The sequence below is a fragment of the Paenibacillus sp. sgz302115 genome (assembly GCF_056120445.1).
Genome location: NZ_JBVYOK010000010.1, coordinates 202,980 through 222,326, shown reverse-complemented (window position 1 = coordinate 222,326; position 19,347 = coordinate 202,980). Strand labels below are relative to the sequence as shown.

The 19,347-nt window shown below is 50.8% G+C and carries 21 protein-coding genes, 1 rRNA gene and 1 other annotated feature; all 22 genes read right to left on the bottom strand.

The window, feature by feature from the left end; genetic code table 11:
• Positions 1 to 82 (bottom strand): 16S ribosomal RNA (locus AC0LWN_RS19650); the annotation flags it as partial.
• A gap of 498 nt (positions 83 to 580) precedes the next feature.
• The gene (locus AC0LWN_RS19645) at positions 581 to 2,233 is read right to left on the bottom strand and encodes a LysM peptidoglycan-binding domain-containing protein (RefSeq protein WP_474668233.1); all 1,653 of its coding nucleotides are present in this window, start codon (positions 2,231 to 2,233) and stop codon (positions 581 to 583) included.
• Between the two features lie 214 nt (positions 2,234 to 2,447).
• A complete protein-coding gene (gene ilvE, locus AC0LWN_RS19640; RefSeq protein ID WP_474668231.1) occupies positions 2,448 to 3,329 on the bottom strand; it encodes a branched-chain-amino-acid transaminase in 882 nt (293 codons plus the stop codon).
• Between the two features lie 4 nt (positions 3,330 to 3,333).
• The gene (gene pheA, locus AC0LWN_RS19635; protein WP_474668229.1) at positions 3,334 to 4,221 is read right to left on the bottom strand and encodes a prephenate dehydratase; all 888 of its coding nucleotides are present in this window, start codon (positions 4,219 to 4,221) and stop codon (positions 3,334 to 3,336) included.
• Positions 4,218 to 5,198, bottom strand: coding sequence for a homoserine kinase (thrB, locus tag AC0LWN_RS19630; protein WP_474668227.1), 981 nt, complete (start codon positions 5,196 to 5,198; stop codon positions 4,218 to 4,220). Before thrB ends, pheA begins: the two co-directional genes overlap by 4 nt.
• Before the next feature lie 62 nt (positions 5,199 to 5,260).
• Entirely contained in the window at positions 5,261 to 6,547 is a 1,287-nt protein-coding gene (locus AC0LWN_RS19625) for a homoserine dehydrogenase (RefSeq protein ID WP_474668225.1), read from the bottom strand.
• A 70-nt stretch (positions 6,548 to 6,617) separates the two neighbouring features.
• Positions 6,618 to 7,055 carry an ACT domain-containing protein gene (locus AC0LWN_RS19620; RefSeq protein ID WP_458966868.1) on the bottom strand — a complete coding sequence of 146 codons (438 nt, stop codon included), beginning with the start codon at positions 7,053 to 7,055 and terminating at the stop codon, positions 6,618 to 6,620.
• A 189-nt stretch (positions 7,056 to 7,244) separates the two neighbouring features.
• Positions 7,245 to 8,555, bottom strand: coding sequence for a GTPase ObgE (gene obgE, locus AC0LWN_RS19615; protein ID WP_474668223.1), 1,311 nt, complete (start codon positions 8,553 to 8,555; stop codon positions 7,245 to 7,247).
• 15 nt (positions 8,556 to 8,570) lie between these two features.
• Positions 8,571 to 9,311, bottom strand: coding sequence for a Spo0B domain-containing protein (locus AC0LWN_RS19610; RefSeq protein ID WP_458966870.1), 741 nt, complete (start codon positions 9,309 to 9,311; stop codon positions 8,571 to 8,573).
• A gap of 204 nt (positions 9,312 to 9,515) precedes the next feature.
• On the bottom strand, positions 9,516 to 9,827 hold the full coding sequence (gene rpmA, locus AC0LWN_RS19605; protein ID WP_019908993.1) for a 50S ribosomal protein L27: 312 nt from the start codon (positions 9,825 to 9,827) through the stop codon (positions 9,516 to 9,518).
• A gap of 18 nt (positions 9,828 to 9,845) precedes the next feature.
• Positions 9,846 to 10,181: a ribosomal-processing cysteine protease Prp gene (locus AC0LWN_RS19600; protein WP_474668220.1), complete on the bottom strand. Its 336-nt coding sequence runs from the start codon at positions 10,179 to 10,181 to the stop codon at positions 9,846 to 9,848.
• Between the two features lie 12 nt (positions 10,182 to 10,193).
• Positions 10,194 to 10,505 (bottom strand): 50S ribosomal protein L21, encoded by a 312-nt coding sequence (gene rplU, locus AC0LWN_RS19595; protein WP_019908991.1) that lies wholly within the window; start codon positions 10,503 to 10,505, stop codon positions 10,194 to 10,196.
• 14 nt (positions 10,506 to 10,519) lie between these two features.
• Positions 10,520 to 10,605: a sequence feature (ribosomal protein L21 leader region), on the bottom strand.
• Between the two features lie 101 nt (positions 10,606 to 10,706).
• Entirely contained in the window at positions 10,707 to 11,948 is a 1,242-nt protein-coding gene (locus AC0LWN_RS19590) for an Rne/Rng family ribonuclease (RefSeq protein ID WP_474668217.1), read from the bottom strand.
• A gap of 59 nt (positions 11,949 to 12,007) precedes the next feature.
• Positions 12,008 to 12,850 carry a M50 family metallopeptidase gene (locus tag AC0LWN_RS19585; protein ID WP_458966872.1) on the bottom strand — a complete coding sequence of 281 codons (843 nt, stop codon included), beginning with the start codon at positions 12,848 to 12,850 and terminating at the stop codon, positions 12,008 to 12,010.
• Positions 12,843 to 13,706 (bottom strand): peptidoglycan DD-metalloendopeptidase family protein, encoded by an 864-nt coding sequence (locus AC0LWN_RS19580; RefSeq protein WP_474668215.1) that lies wholly within the window; start codon positions 13,704 to 13,706, stop codon positions 12,843 to 12,845. Before AC0LWN_RS19580 ends, AC0LWN_RS19585 begins: the two co-directional genes overlap by 8 nt.
• 227 nt (positions 13,707 to 13,933) lie before the next feature.
• Positions 13,934 to 14,728, bottom strand: coding sequence for a septum site-determining protein MinD (gene minD / locus AC0LWN_RS19575; RefSeq protein ID WP_458966874.1), 795 nt, complete (start codon positions 14,726 to 14,728; stop codon positions 13,934 to 13,936).
• A gap of 5 nt (positions 14,729 to 14,733) precedes the next feature.
• Positions 14,734 to 15,393 carry a septum site-determining protein MinC gene (gene minC / locus AC0LWN_RS19570; protein WP_474668212.1) on the bottom strand — a complete coding sequence of 220 codons (660 nt, stop codon included), beginning with the start codon at positions 15,391 to 15,393 and terminating at the stop codon, positions 14,734 to 14,736.
• An 80-nt stretch (positions 15,394 to 15,473) separates the two neighbouring features.
• A complete protein-coding gene (gene mreD / locus AC0LWN_RS19565) occupies positions 15,474 to 16,004 on the bottom strand; it encodes a rod shape-determining protein MreD (protein WP_474668210.1) in 531 nt (176 codons plus the stop codon).
• On the bottom strand, positions 16,004 to 16,882 hold the full coding sequence (gene mreC, locus AC0LWN_RS19560; protein WP_474668208.1) for a rod shape-determining protein MreC: 879 nt from the start codon (positions 16,880 to 16,882) through the stop codon (positions 16,004 to 16,006). Before mreC ends, mreD begins: the two co-directional genes overlap by 1 nt.
• 59 nt (positions 16,883 to 16,941) lie before the next feature.
• On the bottom strand, positions 16,942 to 17,976 hold the full coding sequence (locus AC0LWN_RS19555) for a rod shape-determining protein (protein WP_474668206.1): 1,035 nt from the start codon (positions 17,974 to 17,976) through the stop codon (positions 16,942 to 16,944).
• Between the two features lie 40 nt (positions 17,977 to 18,016).
• Positions 18,017 to 18,706 (bottom strand): RadC family protein, encoded by a 690-nt coding sequence (gene radC / locus AC0LWN_RS19550; protein WP_474668204.1) that lies wholly within the window; start codon positions 18,704 to 18,706, stop codon positions 18,017 to 18,019.
• 15 nt (positions 18,707 to 18,721) lie between these two features.
• The gene (locus AC0LWN_RS19545; RefSeq protein ID WP_474668202.1) at positions 18,722 to 19,333 is read right to left on the bottom strand and encodes a Maf family protein; all 612 of its coding nucleotides are present in this window, start codon (positions 19,331 to 19,333) and stop codon (positions 18,722 to 18,724) included.
• Between the last annotated feature and the right edge of the window lie 14 nt (positions 19,334 to 19,347).

The window sequence follows — 19,347 nt, the reverse complement described above, 5'->3', positions numbered from 1 at the left end:
CGAAGGATAAGCTCCGCTCGACTTGCATGTATTAGGCACGCCGCCAGCGTTCGTCCTGAGCCAGGATCAAACTCTCCAATAAGGTTATTGAAAAGAGCGATTCGCTCATTTTGAAACATCTGACGAGAATTTGCATTCTCTTAATGAGATTTCAAAAGCGTGAAACACGCTGTGAAATTCATCGATTTGGAATCACCGAAGTGATTTCCGATACTCACTCGTTGTTCAGTTTTCAAAGATCAAGCTCGTTGTTAGCGGCGATTATCTCGTCACCAGCAACTTTTATAATATATCATGTTTATCAATCGAATGCAACACTTTTTTTAAATATGTTAGCACTACCAATCAATTTACCATGATCCAGTACTTCAAACTCAACTTCCCGTTCGTGACTGGATTTATAATATACCATGCTGCATTCACTAAAGACAACCGCTAATATTTTCCAAATAGCTCGCAATATCCAAGCCTCTCTGTTTCATTATATAAATCCATGAATATTAAAGACTAAAAAGCGTGCCATGCGCGTGAAAACGCAGCATAGCACGCATAAGAAGAGCCAGTTCAGTTCATGTAACTATTAGCGCGAAATCCATGGATTTTTGTTTTTCTTTGCTGTGCTTTTACGTGAGCTTTGTTTGGAACGCTGCTTGGCAGATACATTATTGGAACTGATGGTAGCTTGAGCTGATGTTTTCACTTTAGCAGAGGAAGCTTTTGTTTCTCCGCTTTTGCTTTTTGCTGCCGGTTCGGATCTTTCCGCCTCAACAGCCTGCGGTACATCCTGTTGGATAAACTCAGGTTCTTGAATTTCAGGCACCCGGTTATGGGCATAGTTTTCCATTCCCGGGTACATCGGATAGGAGGGAATATTGGAAACCATCGGTCCGGAAAGCGTTCCTATTGGTGCTATATTGGACTTCGGCTCCATGCCTATTTCATAAGGTGAGATCATCCCCGGCTGAGGCTGCATATAGGCTGGATAGTTATTATAGATAGGCTGCTCATACGAATACGGCTGGATTGGTTGAACAGGCATTCCACCGCCACAGCCGCAAGAAGGCCATGGAAGATTCATTGACTGTCCGCCGTATTGAGGCATAGCATATGATAGATTTTCGCTGACCGGACTGATGTTACTGTATTCCGGCGCCATATTTGGATGCCATGCTTCCGGATAATCAGCGGATGGATAAATATTTTCTGGATAGGAATACGGAGTCACACAATCCGGCATATAGGCAGCTGGTTGAATATAATTCGGAGCCGAATTCATGCCCATGACACCCATCGGCTCATAATACGGATATGCTGGCGGACAATCCATAAAATATGGATTCTCATATAGACCTGGATAGCCAGCTGATTTCTCGCATGGCGATACTTTATTTTCATACCAGGAAGTGGGCTGAACCTCCGATTTGGACTTTTCTTTCGGCATCTCAAAGGTCTTTGCTTCCTGAGCAGGAACAGAGATTTGGACAAACAGGCTTTGTTTTTCATGAATCACTTCATGAATAGGAGCTACTTCAGGAGCTTTGTTCACAATCGGAGCCACCTCGGGAGCCTTGTTCACAATTGGTGCTACTTCAGGAGCCTTGTTCACAATCGGAGCTACTTCGGGAGCTTTGTTCACTATGGGAGCTACTTCAGGAGCCTTGTTCACTATAGGAGCTACTTCAGGAGCCTTGTTCACAATCGGAGCTACCTCGGGAGCTTTGTTCACAATCGGAGCTACCTCGGGAGCCTTGTTCACAATCGGAGCTACTTCAGGAGCCTTGTTCACATTAGGGGCAACCGCGGAGGGCTGCTCTTTAGGTCCCGTATATTCTTTTGCACCAAGATTTGGTTTGTTGATGGCTGTGGAGGCTATGGACTGGGGATTGGCGGCAGAATTATTTCCTTTCTTAGGAATATTGACGATTTCACCAACCATGAGAACATTCGGATTCTTCAACTGCGGATTGGCATCAATCATGTCCTTCAGTGTGATTCCCCAAGCTTTGGACAGCTTCCACAAAGTATCGCCTTGTTTGACGGTATGTTTGTAGAAGACCTCATTGTTGTCAGGGACCGGAGTTGCGCCCGCAGGGATTTTGACTTTGTCACCAATGACAAGCACGTCAGGATTGCTGATTTGCGGGTTTGCCTCGATAATTGTTTGCAGCGGCACCCCATACTTTTGCGATAATGCATACAGCGAATCGCCTTGTTTGACAATGTGTATTTTCACGCAGCATTAACCTCCTAAATGTTTTGTGGGCCTTCTGGCCCTGAGAGCGGTCCAAATTGAATGGCTTTACCCCCAGCTTCGTTATAAGCGGTACAGCCGCCTCCTTCGTTACTACATCTTATGCAGCCCATAGGCGATTGACATCTATCACAACAAAAAAAATCCTTCCATGGCTGGCATGAAAGGATTGTTCCTGATATTCGTACTCTTCGGTTTATTCCCAGACCTTGTAGCCGTCTTTGTCTACAACATTGCGGAATTCCTCAAGCAGTTTCAGTGTAATTGGACCCGCTTGGCCTGCGCCGATAACCCGGCCGTCGATTTCCCGGGCTGCGATAACCTCGGCTGCTGTTCCGGTGAAGAAAACCTCATCCGCAATATACACATCATGCATGGTGAACGGCTCTTCCTTGAGCGTCAGCCCCAGCTTCGCGCACAGCTCAATGATGGCTAGTCGAGTAATACCTTCAAGCGCCCCTAGATAGCAAGGCGGGGTATAGACGATTCCTCTTTTGACGATAAAAATGTTGTCGCCTGAGCCCTCGGTTACATACCCTTGGGCATTCATCATAATCGCTTCGTCCGCTTCCGCCAGATTGGACTGGATTTTGACGAGGATGTTATTAAGATAGTTCAGTGATTTGATCTTAGGATTCAGCGCATCCGGAATATTGCGGCGCTGCGATACCGAAACCGCACGAAGACCGTTCAGATATGCCTGCTCCGGATAAATGGCCAGTTGCTCCACGATGATGATTACGCTGGCTTTGGGACAACGGCGGGGATCAAGCCCCAAGTTGCCGACACCGCGGGACACAATCAGTCGGATGTAGCCGTTGCGCATTTCGTTAAGACGAATGGTTTCAGCCATGGCCTCCAGCATCTCATCATAAGTCAGCGGAATATCCAGCATAATGGATTTGGCTGAATCATATAGCCGGTCCAGATGCTCCTTGCATTTAAAAATATTTCCGTTGTATATACGAATACCTTCGAAAATGCCGTCACCATATAGAAATCCGTGATCAAAAACGGATACCTTTGCATTTTCCTTTGTTACGTGTTGTCCATCCAGATAGATCCATTGCTCAGCCATGAACTTACTGCACCTCCGCTTTCTCTTCTTCATAGGTGTATGTGGGATACGAGCCCAGAATCCGTACCTGGCAGCCCAGGGCCTCAATTTCCTCAATCGCCGCAGGCAGCAGGACCGATTCCATCGGTTCCAGCACATCAATATAGAAATAATAAGTACCTAACTTCTTCTTCGTTGGCCGTGACTCAATACGTGATAAATTCAGCCGCCTCCAGGCAAATGCGGACAGCACCTGATGCAGGGCTCCCGGAAAATCCTCCGGCAGGGTCACAAGGATACTTGTTTTGTCCCCGCTGCTTATCCGTGGCAGCTCAAGCTTCTGCTGGCCTACCAGCACAAACCGCGTGTAATTGTTATTATGGTCCGTAACCCGCCGCTCTACAACCTCAAGCCCGTGGGTTGCCGCACCAAGCGCCGTGCCGATTGCAGCCCAGCCCTTGCCGGGGTTGTTCGAAACGATCTCCACTGCCTCGGAAGTGCTTCCTACCGACTCCAGCTCAGCCCAAGGGATATGCTTGCGGATAAACTGCAGGCATTGCGCCATGGCGACAGGATGGGAAAGAATTTTAACCACTTTGGTGAAATCCTTGTTCCCCCCGCCATCCGTAAACTCCCCGGGGTTGCCAATCAGATTCTGCACGGACGGAAAAATCCATTCCGCTTGCATCGGCAGATTCACTTCATTGATGAGCCAATCAATATGCAGGCTGACCGAGCCTTCAATCGTATTCTCAATTGGAATCACGCTGTAATCAGTCACTCCGCCCGCCGTAGCGAGAAAAACATCGGAGATCAGCTTATGATGCTCAATCTTTAGAGGCTCACCACCAAACAAATACAACAGCGCTTCGTGCGATACCGAGCCCTGCGGCAAAACCGCTATTGATTTCATGACTGTTGTTCTCCTTTTATCATATCCAAAAATGATTCGCTTTGCATCCCGTTTCTTGCAAGCAGCTCTGTAGTAACACCCGCTGTGCAAGGAGACAGCCAGCAGGTACGTGCCGGAATACCGTGTTCCTGCATCGTTTCCACAAGGAAAAGCTCCAGCTCCTGCTTGCGGCGCTCCCGCCGGTCAACCATACAGAGTAGTGTAGGCCCTGCTCCGCTAAGCGCGATGCCAAGCGCCCCGTGCTTCGGTGCTTCAGCGAGCAGCTTCTCCATACCGGGCACAAGCGGTGCGCGATATGGCTGATGCAAGCGGTCCTGCATCGCCCGGCCGATCAGATCAAGCCTGCCCGCAGCCAGCGCCGCTGTCAAAAGGGAAGTGCGGCTAATGTTATGGACAGCATCGTTTACCGTAATCTTGTCTGGAAGCACACCACGCGCCTTGGTGGTCGACAACTCAAATTCGGGAATGACGACCAGCACTTCAAGCTCCTGCGGCGGCTCAATCCGTATGTAATCGGCATGCTTACCATCCCAAACGGCTGTAATAACGCCGCCAAACAGCGATGCTCCTACGTTATCGGGATGCTTCTCCAGAGCGGTCGCCATATCAAACAGCTTGGCATTATCCAGCGGTGAACCTATCATAGCATTAGCCGCAGCCATTCCGCCAACAATTGCCGATGCACTGCTGCCAAGGCCCCTTGTGAGCGGTATCTCGGAATACATTGTGATGGAGAGCTCAGGAATTGTAACACCAGCTTCTGCAAATACCATTTGGGCTACCCGGTAGAGCAAATTGCTTTTGTCCCGGGCAACACCTGCCATCTCATCCCCGTAAAGGTGAAATACCGTTTCCGCAGCCTCCTCCATTTCGATCCAGGCATACAGCGACAGGGCCATGCCCAGCGTATCAAATCCCGGACCCAGATTGGCGGTACTGGCGGGTACTTTTACTCTAGACCTTCCGTACATACTCATAGCTGGTAGAATCTCCTTCATTATTATTGCGCGAAGCTAAAATCAGGGATAGAATCCGGTGATCATCCTTCCACACGATAGTGGCTCTTGATGCGGTGAATGACCTTGAGCTGCTCCAAATGCCGCATTACTTTGTTCATGCTCGCTTTGCTGGCATTGTGCGTTACTATAATAATTTCAGCGTCAGGATTATCCGGGTTGGCTTGCTGCACCACGGAATCAAGGCTGACCTCATACTCAGCAAACACCTGCGTAATTTTGGCCAGTACGCCCGCTTTGTCATCCACATGCAGCAGCAGGAAATTTTTATAAAAAATGTCTTCGTCACTTCTCAGCTTCATCTGCTTGTAAGGAACGATCTGCTTCAGTCCATTCACGCCCAGCTTCAGGTTCTTAATGACGGCAACAAGATCGGCTACGATGGAGGTAGCTGTCGGCATTGCGCCTGCCCCGGCTCCATAGAACATTGTTTCTCCCACGGCTTGACCGTAAACATACACCGCGTTGTAAACGCCGTTCACGGAGGCGATAGGATGGCTGGCGCGGATCATTGTGGGCTGCACGCTGATGCTGAATTCGTCCTCCTGGCTCTCGGCGATGCCGATCAGCTTCATCTCATATCCAAGTCTTTTGGCAAAAGCGATATCCTCCTTGCTCACTCCGGAAATGCCCTTTACACTGACATCGCTCAGTTCGACATTCGTACGGAAGCCGAGGGTCCCGAGAATGGCCATTTTGCGCGCAGCGTCCAAGCCTTCCACGTCAGAGGTCGGATCAGATTCGGCATATCCCAGCTCCTGCGCTTCCTTCAGCACATCATGATAGGAGGCGCCTTCCCGGCTCATTTTGCTCAGTATGTAATTGGTGGTTCCGTTCACGATCCCCATAATCTTCATGATTTTATCTGAGGAGAAGCCTTCAATAAGTGTACGGATAATCGGAATCCCGCCAGCCACGCTCGCCTCGTAAAACACATCGCACTGCTTCTCCTGGGCCTTGGCCAGAATCTCCGAGCCGTGCAGCGCCATCAAATCCTTATTGGCTGTCACAATATGCTTGCCGCGCTCCAGCGCTTCCAGAATGTACTCTTTCGTTCCCGTGATTCCGCCCATCACCTCGACGATTACATCAATTTCAGGATCACGGATAACCGCCCAGGGATCATCGGTGATTATCGCAGCATCCACTTCAATATCGCGGGGCTTCTCGGTGTTCTTCACGGCAATACGTTCAATGAGAATCGGCGAGCCGACCTGACTGCTCAGATCCTCCTGATTCCCAACCAAGATACGGACAACTCCCGTACCCACTGTTCCCAGACCCAGCAACCCCACTTTAACCGGCTTCATTTGAATCCTCCTAAAAGTTATGTGCGTCTCAGCTTCACTGAATTACTTCTTCAATATACCGCATAAGTGTCTAGCCCTGCCCAATAATCAAAGCACGCTTCACCCCGGGGATCGCCTTCATGCTATCAAGCATATCACCCAATTCCTGATTCAAATGCGATATCTCTACAGAGATCACCACATTGGCCCGCCCCTGCAGCGGAATACTCTGATTAATCGTCAGCACGTTGGCGCCATGTACAGCAACACAGCCCAGAACCTTGGACAGCATGCCCGATTCATGCTCGAGATCAATGGAGATTGTAACAATCCGCTCGCGCTCCAGCTGATGAATCAGATGAATGCCATCCTTATATTTATAAAATGCGCTGCGGCTAAGCCCCACCTGTTCTACACCCTCATGTACGGTCTTGGCATCTCCCGCTTCAAGCAGCTGCTTGACCTGCATGGTCTTCAGCACGGCGTCAGGCAATATGTCCTCACGGACCAAATAATAGCGCTCTTTCACGAACGTCCTCACCCCAAAGACTTTTGTGTTTTTATAGTGGACATTATACGGGATTTTGCCTGTAAAATGCAACAACTTTTTGGGTACCCAGCCAGCTTGAATTAGGTTTCTTCATGAAAAAAAACGCCGACTGTGTCTCCCTCGTGGAAACACAACCGGCGATTATATGTGGCATAAGCAGCCAGTGACTTAATAGTAGCTGCTGTTCTCAACAAATTCGAATTCAAAATCACCTATACGGACAATCGTGCCTTCTACCGCGCCGCGTTTACGCAGCTCTGCATCCACACCCATATGGCGCAGTGTGCGGGCCAGCTTAAGAATGGCATCATGCGTGCTAAGCTGCATCCGCTTCAGCATCCGCTCGATACGAGGGCTGCTAACCACAAATGCATCATTGTCGCGGGTAATCGTGAAGGAGTTGTCCTCTTCCGCTTCAAGCTTATACACCTTGCGTTCCGAGGTTTCAGCTACCTCCTCAACAACAGGAGCAACCGGTATACTGTCCAGAATATCGGCTGCACGGTAGAGCAGCTCCTGCACCCCTTGACGGGTAAGCGAAGAAATCGGCATGATCTCCAGATCTGGACGGACCTCCGCGACACGTTCACGGAAGGAAACCAGGTTTGCCTCAGATTCGGGCATATCCATCTTATTCGCTGCCACAATTTGCGGGCGGTCAGTCAGATTTGCATTGTATTGTCTCAGCTCATCATTAATTTTGACCCAATCGTCAAAGGGATCACGCCCTTCAGAGCCGGACATATCCACCACATGGATGATAATACGGGTACGTTCAACGTGACGCAGGAATTCGTGGCCAAGGCCAACCCCTTCACTGGCGCCTTCAATTAATCCCGGCAGGTCAGCCATAACAAAGCTTCGGCTATCCCCGACATCGACCACACCCAGGTTCGGGGTTATCGTTGTAAAATGGTATGCGCCAATCTTGGGCTGAGCCGCAGAAACCACCGACAGCAGTGTGGATTTCCCTACGCTCGGGAAGCCCACAAGCCCCACATCGGCCATTACCTTCAGTTCCATGACGATATAACGTTCCTGACCTTCTTCACCGTTCTCCGCCAGCTCTGGCGCTGGATTGGCCGGTGTGGCAAAACGGGTATTTCCCCGTCCGCCCCGTCCGCCCCGCGCAACAACCACCTGTTGTCCATGACGGGTCATGTCGGCAATCACTTCTTGGGTATCATCGTCAATCAGTACGGTTCCCGGAGGGATACGCACGATCATATGCTCGGCGTTCGCTCCATGCTGGCTTTTGTTGCGCCCTTTTACTCCGCGTTCAGCTTTGAAGTGGCGCTGGTAACGGAAATCCATCAGTGTGCGCAGGCCTTCGTCCACACGAAAAATAACGTCGCCGCCACGCCCGCCGTCACCGCCGGCCGGTCCGCCTTCCGGCACATATTTCTCCCGGCGGAACGCCACGAGACCATCGCCGCCGTCGCCGCCCTTTACATAAATCTTGGCTTTATCTACGAACAATTATATTCACCTTCCTTACATCTCCAGCGGCAGCCGCAGCTTCACACAAGCTTCGCCTCGTTTTGCCTGGTCCGCTTTTATGATTTTTCCTTGTACTATATTATAAATTTGCCCCTGCAGCAGCTCAGGATTGCCATGATCATCCTCGCTTTCGAAAGAGATAAGAATGTCTCCTCCATCCTGTGAAAAACCAAGCCGCAGCTTCCGCGTATCGCCCTGTGGAGCAAGTCCGCTGTACTGATAAGCCCTTACCGTCTGCATAATCACCGAAGTCAGCTCATCGCCCGTCTCCGGGCTCAGCTTGTCCTCCAATTGCAACCCTTCCTCCACCTGCACTTCCAGCTCCAGACTGCTTCTGTAGGTGCGGAAAGATTGTAAATAGAACACCAGCGAAGGAATGCCGAGTTTGGAAATGCGGCTGTCCAGCGCGATCCGCTCCTTTATTCTTCCCACACACTCCAAGGATTTATCAGGCTTGCCCAGCTGGATATATCCGTAAAGCACTTGCAGATCGTTCATCCAATCATGACGATGATGATTCAGTGTCCGGTTCGCCGCCTGCTGCAGAGTTTTCTCCTGTAAACGCAGCTCCTCTTCAAAATGACGCCGGTTGTAAACAAAGCTGAAAGCAAGCACCGCTGCCACCCATACGCCGAGCAGCAGACATGTGAAAAGGGAGGTATGCCAATACACGAGACCTAAAGGAAGCAATACGGATAACATGACAGCCCAGACGATACTTTTCCAGGATTTCATTCTTTCTCCCCGTCCCTCAGTTCGCAAAATTCATGCCGATGTAACCGTTTCTTTTTGCTTGATATTTACCATTTTCCAGTATAACACAGGCTTTCTCCGCAGGTCACCAGCATTCAAAGCTTGAATTTTATAACTTCTTGTCTTTTGCAAAAAAGCCCCCGGCACTCATGCCGGAGGCTTCTACTTGCGATTAGTTCCGAAAGCTTACGCTTCCAGTGCCGCTGCTACCGGAGCGACATCAACCGGGTACACGCTCACTTTCTTGCGATCGCGGCCCCAACGTTCGAACTTCACTACACCGTCCACCAAAGCGAACAAGGTATCATCCTTACCGATGCCTACGTTCGTGCCTGGGTGAATTTTGGTTCCGCGTTGACGAACCAGAATGTTGCCGCCGGTTACTGCTTGACCGTCAGCACGCTTCACGCCAAGACGTTTCGAGTGGGAATCACGTCCGTTTTTTGTGGAACCTACACCTTTTTTCGATGCGAAAAACTGAAGATCCAATTTCAACATGTTGGTCAACCTCCTTCTTCAAATAATGACTTGCTGTATCTTAATATACTTCCCGTATGATTCTGCGATATCGCTGAGCATTACGACCATAGACTCCAGCAGCAGCTGAACCTTGGCGGAAACTTCAGGATTGTCCACCGGAACCAGGGTTCCGCTTAGAAATCCATCATCGGTTGAAGTGTCCAGAATCACACCAGTCAGCTTCTCAATCGCGTTCACCGTTCCAAATGTAGCAGTGGAAACACCGGCACACACGATATCCCAGCCCTTCTTAGCGAACTCCGCATGCCCTTTTACAGTAAAACCGACAATCGCACCCTGATCAGACACCCGTGTAATCCGCACGTTAATCATTAACGCACCTTCTTACGCCTGGATCTTCTCGATAGTTACTTTAGTGTACGGTTGACGATGACCTTGCTTCTTGTGGTAGTTCTTCTTAGGTTTGTATTTGTAAACTACAACCTTCTGACCCTTACCATGTTTCTCGACTTTGGCTGTTACAGACGCGCCACTTACCAGCGGAGTTCCTGCAGTCAGACCACCCTCGTTAGAAACAGCCAAGACACGGTCAAACGTTACGCTTGCGCCGTCTTCAGCTTCCAGCTTCTCAATGAACAACACATCGCCTTCTTGGACTCTGTATTGCTTACCGCCAGTTTCGATAATTGCATACATTGTACTTGCACCTCCTCATGTCTCAGACTCGCCTAGTCTAGGTGGCAAATTCCCGTGGGAACCGCGCTTATGTACCCGATCGGAGCGGTTACAGCATGTGCAGGATTAGAATAACCAGACACATACTTAACGATACTATCATACTAATTATAGACAGTCAATAACATACCACGATAAAAACTGATTTTGTGCAGATTCACACTATTCCAGCCATGCGCCAACCTTGCCGGTTCCCCCGCAGCATTGACAGTTTACCGGGGCAAAACCAGCCGAATCATGCCTAGCCTTCTTGCGGGTCATCTCCAGAAGACCAAGATGGGTCCAGCCGAGAATATGCGTCTGAGTGCGGTCACGGCTGATCACACCCTCCAGCCGTTCAGTAACCATCTTCCGGTGCTCTTCCTGTTCCATATCAATAAAGTCGATGATAATGATGCCCCCTGTATCCCGCAGCCGGATAAGCCGGCCGATCTCCTCCGCCGCCAGGAGATTCGTACGCGTCACAGTCTCCTCGAGTGTAGCTCCGCCGGTATATTGAGCCGTATTGACATCAATCACGGTAAGCGCCTCTGTCTCATCCCATATCAGCGTTGCTCCGCCCTCCATCGTGATTTTGCGGGCAAAGCTTCTGTGCAGTTGCTCCTGCACGCCATAGGCGGTGAAGATGGACTCCTGTCCACGGTAGAATCCAATATGCTTGTACCTCCCGGGAGCCATATCATTCAGAAAAGCTTCCGCCTCGCGGACCGCTCTGGCCGAATCAATCATCAGCTCATCCTTCTGCGGATTGAACGCATCCCTGATGAACCGCTGGACAATGCTGAGGTCGCTATGCAGATGAGCCGGAGCCACGGCTTCTTGCGCCCGGCTGCTAATCATCTCCCACTGCGCGCGTAAAAAAGTTAAATCCCCCTCAACGGCCTCCACCGGCTCATCCTCCGAGACAGTTCGCATGATAAGCCCCTCTTCCCGCCGCCGCAGCCGTTCACCGATTCCCTTCAGGCGGGTCCGTTCGGATTCACGGCTGATTTTTTTGGATACACCGACATACTCGGCAAAAGGCATGTATACCACCCAGCGTCCCGGAAGAGTATAGTGCGTCGTTACTCGCGCGCCCTTGCCGCCACGCGGCTCTTTTCTCACCTGAACAACAATTTCCTGTCCGGGCTTAAGCAGCATCTCAATGGAGGGCTTAACCTCCGGCTGCTTCTCCAAGTGGGGAGGAAGAACATCATCTACATATAAAAAGGCGTTCTTCTTCTGTCCGATATCAACAAAAGCAGCCTGCATGCCTGGTAATACATTTACAACCCTGCCCTTATAATAGCTGCCGACCAGTCCTTGCTGCTGATCGCGTTCAGCCGCATATTCCACAAGACTCCCATTCTCCAGAAGAGCCATTCGGGTAATAGACTGCGTGCAGTGAACGATCATTTGTTTCATGGCTTCACCTCTGGTTCAAATCAAGGATATCCGCCTCCGCCCAGCGGGTACGGTCTAACCTACATTCCAAAATAAGAGGAAATCAATTTCTGCTCCGGCACAACGGCCACCACATTCTTCTCCTCATTCATTACATAGATAAAATGGTATTGGTTACGTTTAAATAGACGCAATATATCATCCAAAGGTTTCGCGGAAAAGGCAACTATCGGATGCGCGGCACTTCCCGACTGCTGATATCGCTCGTACGCGGACTCTCTATTCATCAAAAAAGCCACGAAACGGTATGGCAGATTACGCTGGTCTGTAAGATTCGAATACAGCAGGAACAAGCCGATCATCAGCAGGTTCAGCCGGAGTCCGCCGCCGCTGCCCAGCGGCAGCAGCGCATAGACCAGAGCAAACGCACTGGCCACGATGCTTACTCTGCCGCTCCATAGCAACGTGAAGTAATACGGCAGCAGCAGGCTGAGGGCCGCTTGAAAGATTTTGCCCCCATCGAGGGGCAGGACCGGCAGAAGATTAAAAAGTGCGATAATGGCATTCGCCTGTATAAAATAAGCAAGAAACGCACTGCTGCCATACCCGATATGCTGGAGCCCAAGCGCCATAAGGATCATTACACCGTTCTGCAGCGGGCCGGCAAGCGCGATGCCGATCTCCCGGGCCGCAGTAAGGCGGCCGTGATCCTCCATAACAGCCACTCCCCCGAAAGGAAGCAATTGTACAGATTTCACCGTCACCCCGCTAAGCAAGGCAGCGCAGACATGTCCCATTTCATGGATCAATACAATCGTGAATAAAGTGAGCAGCTCCAGGAACTGCCCGGTGAGGACCGAAAAGAACATAATCAATACGAACAGGGGGTGCAGTGACAGCTCAATGCCCCGGATCCTAATCAAACGATACCACTTCGGAGGGATCAATATAAGTCTTGTCTTTCATAACCGCAAAAAAAAGCAGCGGAGCTGAAGCATTCTCCGTTTCCTGCAGCCATCCGATGCTGTCCCCGCTTTGCACCCAGTCATCAACCGCCAGCCTTGTCCCGCTCAAATGGCCGTATTCCGCCGTTATGTCTCCTGTATGGCGGACAGTTATCCGAATTCCGCCCTGCGCCTCTTTAGATACGGACAACACGCGTCCGGTATCTACACTTTTCACTGTGAGCGCGCCGCTTGAATTTTCTTTGGGCATGATCTCCACACCTTTTAGTGCTGCCTCAAAAGGAAGTACGATGCTTCCCTCAATCGGGGCATTAAGCTCCGATTTGGCCGTTACCTTCTCAGCCGGCTCCTCTTTATCGCCAAACATCGGGATAAATGCCGGTGCTCCGCTAAAATGCTCCTCATACCAGACCTGGGCGGCGGCAAAATCCATATCTCTGCTGAGCGCGTCGGTGATAAAGGCCTGCGCTTTCAGCGCCCAAGGCTCTTTAATGGCAAAAATACCCCACACGGCGCCAAACACAATGATGCTTGCAATGAATCTCCGCATAAAACCGGAAACAAACCTCGGCTTGTCCCCGCCTCCCTCATCCATCCAGCCCCCGCGCCGCTGCTTCCATAGGGCCTCGGGGTCAGGTTCAGAGGGAGCCGAAGTATTATGCCTGGCTCCCGCTCCCCACTCCTTGAAGGTAGATGTCTGATCAGGCAGGGCAAACATCGGCGGCACTGCCGATGCTTGCGGGACATCCTCAAGCTCGAGCAGGCTGCGAATGCGATCCTTGCGGCGGCCTTTAATATCGGATTTTTGTTCCATATTCATCCCTCCGGCGGGCTTGTTTTACTATCATTTTATGAAGTATCCAAGCTGCTTTAGAACAAGCCCCGGCCAGGGAGGATTACAGAAATGCGGCAAATTGGGCGTACCCGAAAGTAAAGCGGACAGAAGAAAGCCATACGTTGTCACAAAAAAATCCCGCCGCAGAGTTTACTGCTGGCGGGATCATGCGATAGATTGATCTTCTAATCGTGCAGTATATACTTTCAGCCCATGCCAAAGAACTTTTTAAATTTCTTGAATGCCCCCGGCTTGCGGTCAAGCTGCATAAGCGGTACGGCATCCCCGAGAATACGCCGGGCAATGTTGCGGTAGGCGATTGCCGCAGCTGAATCGGGATTCATCACCGTTGGCTCACCGCTGTTCGCCGCTTTGATCACCAGCTCATCATCGGGAACAATTCCGATCAGATCAATGTTCAGCACCTGCAGAATATCCTCAATATCGAGCATATCCCCTGATTTTATAAGCCCCGGCCGTATCCGGTTAACCACCAGCTTCGGCGACTCAACATGCGACTGCTCCAAAAGGCCAATAATCCGGTCTGCATCCCGCACCGCAGCATGCTCCGGCGTGGTAACGACAATAGCCTTATCTGCACCGGCAATGGCATTGCGGAACCCATGCTCGATTCCCGCCGGACAGTCAATCAGGATATATTCATATTCCTTCTTGAGCTCAAGCACAATATCCTTCACCTGCTCTGGTGTAACGGAGGTCTTGTCCTTCGTCTGTGCCGCCGGCAGCATGTACAGATCATCAAAGCGCTTGTCCTTGACCAGCGCCTGGTTAAGGCGGCAGCGGCCTTCTGCTACATCGACAAGATCATAAATGATGCGGTTCTCCAGCCCCATGACTACATCCAGATTCCGCAGTCCAATGTCGGTATCGACCAGACATACTTTTTTGCCCTGCAATGCAAGCGCGGTGCCAATATTGGCCGTTGTGGTTGTTTTACCCACTCCGCCTTTGCCCGAGGTTACGACAATCGCTTCTCCCATGGAGGCTACACCCCTTTAAACACATTTAAACCCTGACGTAATTTGACTATATTATGAATTTTGTCGATCTGCATAGCACCGTTCGTTAAATAGGCAAATTCCATGCTGCTCTCCCGGGTTCCCCATTCATCCGGAGGGCGGCTGATTACATCGGCTATCCTCAGTTGTGTCGGTGACAGCAAAGAAGCGGCGATGATCGCCTCCTGATTGCCGTCCACACCGGCATGAGCCATTCCCCGGAGTGCTCCGAGAATATAAATATCACCGGTACAGGATATCGTCCCGCCCGGGTTCACATCGCCCAGAAACAGAAGATTCCCTTCATGGTGCAGCACCTGGCCGGAACGAAGCATTCCGCTCATCAAAAACAGAGCATCCTCGTCCTTATCGGAAGGCTCCTCTACAGCATCTATGGACCGGATCAGCAGGTTACCCTGGCTTTTCAGAATGTCCAGCACGGCTTCCTTATCTTCCTCAGTTACAGAACGGCTGCCCAGCTTGATATCCACATGCATAATGGGTCCGGTCAAAATATTTTGATGACTGTGCTCCAGTTTATAGCGTAGCTCGCTTAAGAGATCTTCAAAGGGGCACTTGTCGTCGAGCAGGAAAACCAGGCCATCTTTGATGCCCTTTATCCTTACATGCTTGGATTGTACTGTCATATGCCTGTCCCCCCATTCTCATTCATTCGTGCCGGGCCAGGCAAATTCCTTCTTTCCCATGTAAGAAAATGTAGTCCGGCTCACGCAGCCTCCTCCTTGCGGGTCTCTTTCTTCAGCAGCTCCAGCTGACGCCGAAGCGGAACATAGAGGAGCAGGGCAATAACAAAATGAAATAACATAGTAGGCAGCATGTGATGCAGCAGTGCCCAATTATAAGGAACCTGGTCTAAATTGAAGACGCTGTAAATCGCAAACAGCATGCTGTCCTCAAGAAGGCTGCCCAGCAGGACAACAGACATCATCAGCGGCAGCGGCGCACGCGGAAGCTGGAACACCAGGCCGATCAAATAAGCGGACAACCCCATTGCAAAGGAATGGGCGCCAAGAATCCGGCCATAAAATACTACATCATGCAGCATTCCGAAGGATAAGCCAAGTATAAGTGCCGTATGCCGGTGATGATATACCGTAACAAATAGAATCACGACAAACACGAGATTGGGAATGATCCGCATCTCCCAGGCATCCGGGAGCAGCCAGGGCATAATCGTGCCCTCAATGATAAATAATAGAAACAACAACAGAACTAAGACGGACCTGCGCATCTTCACTATTCTGCACGCTCCTGCGTAAACACGACGATAAGTTCCTTCCAGTCCTGAAAACCCGCCGCCGGTTTGATAATTGCCGTTGAAGTTAATCCGTATTCTCCGATCTTAACGCTTTTGACTGTTCCAATCGTCATCCCACGGGGATACAGTCCGCCAATGCCGGAAGAGATGATTGTATCTCCCTCAGCAACGGGATTGCCTGCAGGAATCTTGTTCATCATCAGCATACCGGTCTGTTGGTCGTAGGATTCAATCATTCCGAAGGTGTTGCCTTCTTTGTTTAAGACCGTTGCCGCAATCGGAGGCTGGGAATTGGGATCATTGATATCCATCATCGTCATCAGCTTCACCGTGGAAGTGAAATTGCTTACCTGGCTGACTACACCTACCAGTCCTTCAACGGAAATCACGGACATATTCAACTTCACGCCGTCTTTGGAACCGAGATTAATGACCAGTGTGCTGTTGCTCGGCTCCGTGGACAAACTGAGCACCTGGGCAATATGGTATTCATAGTTATATATTTGCTTCTGTGCCTCAGTGAAATGATTGAGCTTCTGCAGGCGCTTATTCTCCGCCTCGATAAAATTGTATTGCGCCTTATCCCGCGCATACTGGGCAGCCAGGATTCTGAGCCGCTCATTCTCCTCGGCTAAATCATGCAAATTCCCGATATCTTGGAACAAGCCCGCTACATATCCAGCGGGCTTGTAGAACAGATTTTGCACGAAACCGGTCGTGTCTCTGAGGAAATTCTCCGGCCAGGACAAGGATTTCCTTGTCGCCAGACTGAACCCCATAACAACGATAAACATAACCAGTGTAATCAATAGTATGAATAGACGTTTATTATTGAACAGCTTAAACAGTTTCAACACCCTCTAACAAACGTATTTCTCCCATATCAGGGGTTGACGTTCACATGCAGAACCGATTCTTATCGCTTGGAGCGAATATTGGAGCCACTGCGGCTCTTGAAGAGATGAATATTCTCAAGGGCTTTGCCTGTTCCGATAACCACACAATCCAGCGGATTCTCGGCTACAATGACCGGCATTCCTGTCTCGCGGGCCAGCAGCTTATCCAGATTGCGCAGCAGCGCTCCCCCGCCCGTAAGAACAATACCGCGGTCCATAATGTCGGCTGCCAGCTCCGGCGGACATTTCTCCAGCGTTACCTTAACAGCTTCCATAATCGAATTAACGGTATCCGACAATGCTTCGCAAATTTCATCGGAAGTAATGGTCAGCGTCTTCGGCAGTCCGGTCACGAGATCACGGCCCCGGATTTCCATCGTCTCAGCCTTCTCAAGCGGAAGGGCAGAGCCTATATCCATCTTAAGCTGCTCAGAAGTGCGTTCCCCAATCATCAGGTTGTACTGGCGTTTGATATATTGAATGATGGACTCATCCGCCTCATCTCCGGCCACTCTTACAGAACGGCTGGTTACGATACCACCCAAGGAGATTACGGCCACTTCGGTGGTGCCTCCGCCGATATCCACAACCATGCTGCCTGTTGGCTCCCACACCGGGAGATCCGCACCGATAGCAGCGGCAAAAGGCTCCTCGATAATGTAAGCCTCACGCGCTCCCGCCTGCTTTGTAGCATCTTCAACTGCACGCTGCTCAACAGCGGTAATACCGGATGGAACACAGACCATCACATTCGGATGGCGCTGGAACATAGAGCGCTGCTTCTGCGCCTGGCGGATAAAATATTTAATCATTGTAGCCGTGGTATCAAAATCGGCAATTACTCCATCCTTCATTGGACGAATGGCCCGGATATTTCCCGGCGTACGGCCGATCATTTTTTTCGCAGATTCGCCTACGGCTTCTATCGACTTGGTATCTGTATTAATGGCCACAACGGAAGGCTCTCTGACCACGATCCCCTTGCCGCGTACATAGACTAGCGTATTCGCTGTCCCCAGATCAATTCCTAAATCTTTCGTAAAACCACCTAGCATGCTTGTATTCTCCTTTTCCTTGTGTATCTGGACAATTATATTACATAAAGCCTTTTTCCTTCAAACTTACAAAGCTGCCGTCACCAATGATCAGGTGGTCCAGCACGTCGATTCCGACAATTTCACCAGCCTGGAGCAATCTTGAGGTGAGAGAAATGTCCTCCGGGCTTGGCGTAGGATCGCCGCTCGGATGATTGTGTGCGCATATAATAGCTGCGCTGCTGCATTTCATAGCTGCCCGAAACACCTCGCGGGGATGCACAATGGAGGCGTTGAGACTGCCCATGGATAATGTCTCCTGCGCAATAACATGATTCTTCGTATTCAGAAAGAGACAGACAAAATGCTCCTTCTGCAAATAACGCAGTTGCTCGGTCAGAATCTCCGCCGCGTCCTTCGGACTGCGGATAATGACCGGCTCGGTAAGCCGGGAGTTCGCCATACGTCTTCCCAGCTCTATGCCAGCTTTCAGTTGCACGGCCTTGGCAAGACCGATGCCTTTGATATTCGTCAGTTCTTCAATGCTCAGGTCCGCCAGCCCGCGGAGACCTCCTGCCTGTCCCAGCATCCGCTGGGCAATATGAATAGCCGATTCCGACCGCGTACCTGTACGCAGCAGAATGGCCAGCAGCTCCGCCTGGCTAAGTGATTCCGCCCCATAGTTCATCATGCGCTCTCGTGGTCGTTCTTCATGGGGGAGGTCCCGCAGCATAAGTAATTGCGTCTCCATCCCTATCCCTCTTTCCTAATGCGCTCCTTGACGGCCCAGCACGGAGATGCCAAAGCTGGACAGCATGCTCCCCAGCAGCGAAAGCGGCAATCCGACCACGTTAAAATAGCAGCCGTCAATCCGTTCCACCAGTGTGGCGCCCAGTCCTTGAATCCCATAAGAGCCGGCCTTGTCGGCTGGCTCCCCGGTAGCAATGTAGGCGGTAATTTCCTCTTCGCTCATCTCTCTCATGGTTACAGAGGTTACACGGTGCTCAACTACAGTTCTGCCTTCCGTCCCGATGCAAGCGACTCCGGTGTATACCTGATGGGTCTTGCCCTGAAGCATCCGCAGCATGTTTCTGCTGTCTTGCCGGTCTACAGGCTTGCCAAGCACCTTGTCATCGAGCACGACAATCGTGTCGCTGCCAATGATAAGAGCACTCTGCTCTCCCACGGCATGCAGGGTGGCTTCCGCTTTGCGCAAAGCAAGCGTGCGCACAATTTCCTCCGGCGTCAAGCCCGGTGGCGTGCTTTCATCAGCATCGCTGACCATTACCTCGAAGGGCAAGCCCAGAAGAGATAACAGCTCCCGGCGGCGCGGCGAGCCCGAAGCAAGAATAATAAGACGTGAGTTGTCATGCTCCACTGTATAAACGTCCC

Bases quoted from the DNA above. Each gene is read 5' to 3' on its own strand.
- ilvE (WP_474668231.1), bottom strand. From the start codon at position 3,329: ATGGCTGAGCAATGGATCTATCTGGATGGACAACACGTAACAAAGGAA.
- pheA (WP_474668229.1), bottom strand. From the start codon at position 4,221: ATGAAATCAATAGCGGTTTTGCCGCAGGGCTCGGTATCGCACGAAGCG.
- thrB (WP_474668227.1), bottom strand. From the start codon at position 5,198: ATGAGTATGTACGGAAGGTCTAGAGTAAAAGTACCCGCCAGTACCGCC.
- AC0LWN_RS19625 (WP_474668225.1), bottom strand. From the start codon at position 6,547: ATGAAGCCGGTTAAAGTGGGGTTGCTGGGTCTGGGAACAGTGGGTACG.
- AC0LWN_RS19610 (WP_458966870.1), bottom strand. From the start codon at position 9,311: ATGAAATCCTGGAAAAGTATCGTCTGGGCTGTCATGTTATCCGTATTG.
- rpmA (WP_019908993.1), bottom strand. From the start codon at position 9,827: ATGTTGAAATTGGATCTTCAGTTTTTCGCATCGAAAAAAGGTGTAGGT.
- AC0LWN_RS19600 (WP_474668220.1), bottom strand. From the start codon at position 10,181: ATGATTAACGTGCGGATTACACGGGTGTCTGATCAGGGTGCGATTGTC.
- rplU (WP_019908991.1), bottom strand. From the start codon at position 10,505: ATGTATGCAATTATCGAAACTGGCGGTAAGCAATACAGAGTCCAAGAA.
- AC0LWN_RS19590 (WP_474668217.1), bottom strand. From the start codon at position 11,948: ATGAAACAAATGATCGTTCACTGCACGCAGTCTATTACCCGAATGGCT.
- AC0LWN_RS19580 (WP_474668215.1), bottom strand. From the start codon at position 13,706: ATGGAACAAAAATCCGATATTAAAGGCCGCCGCAAGGATCGCATTCGC.
- minD (WP_458966874.1), bottom strand. From the start codon at position 14,728: ATGGGAGAAGCGATTGTCGTAACCTCGGGCAAAGGCGGAGTGGGTAAA.
- minC (WP_474668212.1), bottom strand. From the start codon at position 15,393: ATGACAGTACAATCCAAGCATGTAAGGATAAAGGGCATCAAAGATGGC.
- AC0LWN_RS19555 (WP_474668206.1), bottom strand. From the start codon at position 17,976: ATGCTAGGTGGTTTTACGAAAGATTTAGGAATTGATCTGGGGACAGCG.
- radC (WP_474668204.1), bottom strand. From the start codon at position 18,706: ATGGAGACGCAATTACTTATGCTGCGGGACCTCCCCCATGAAGAACGA.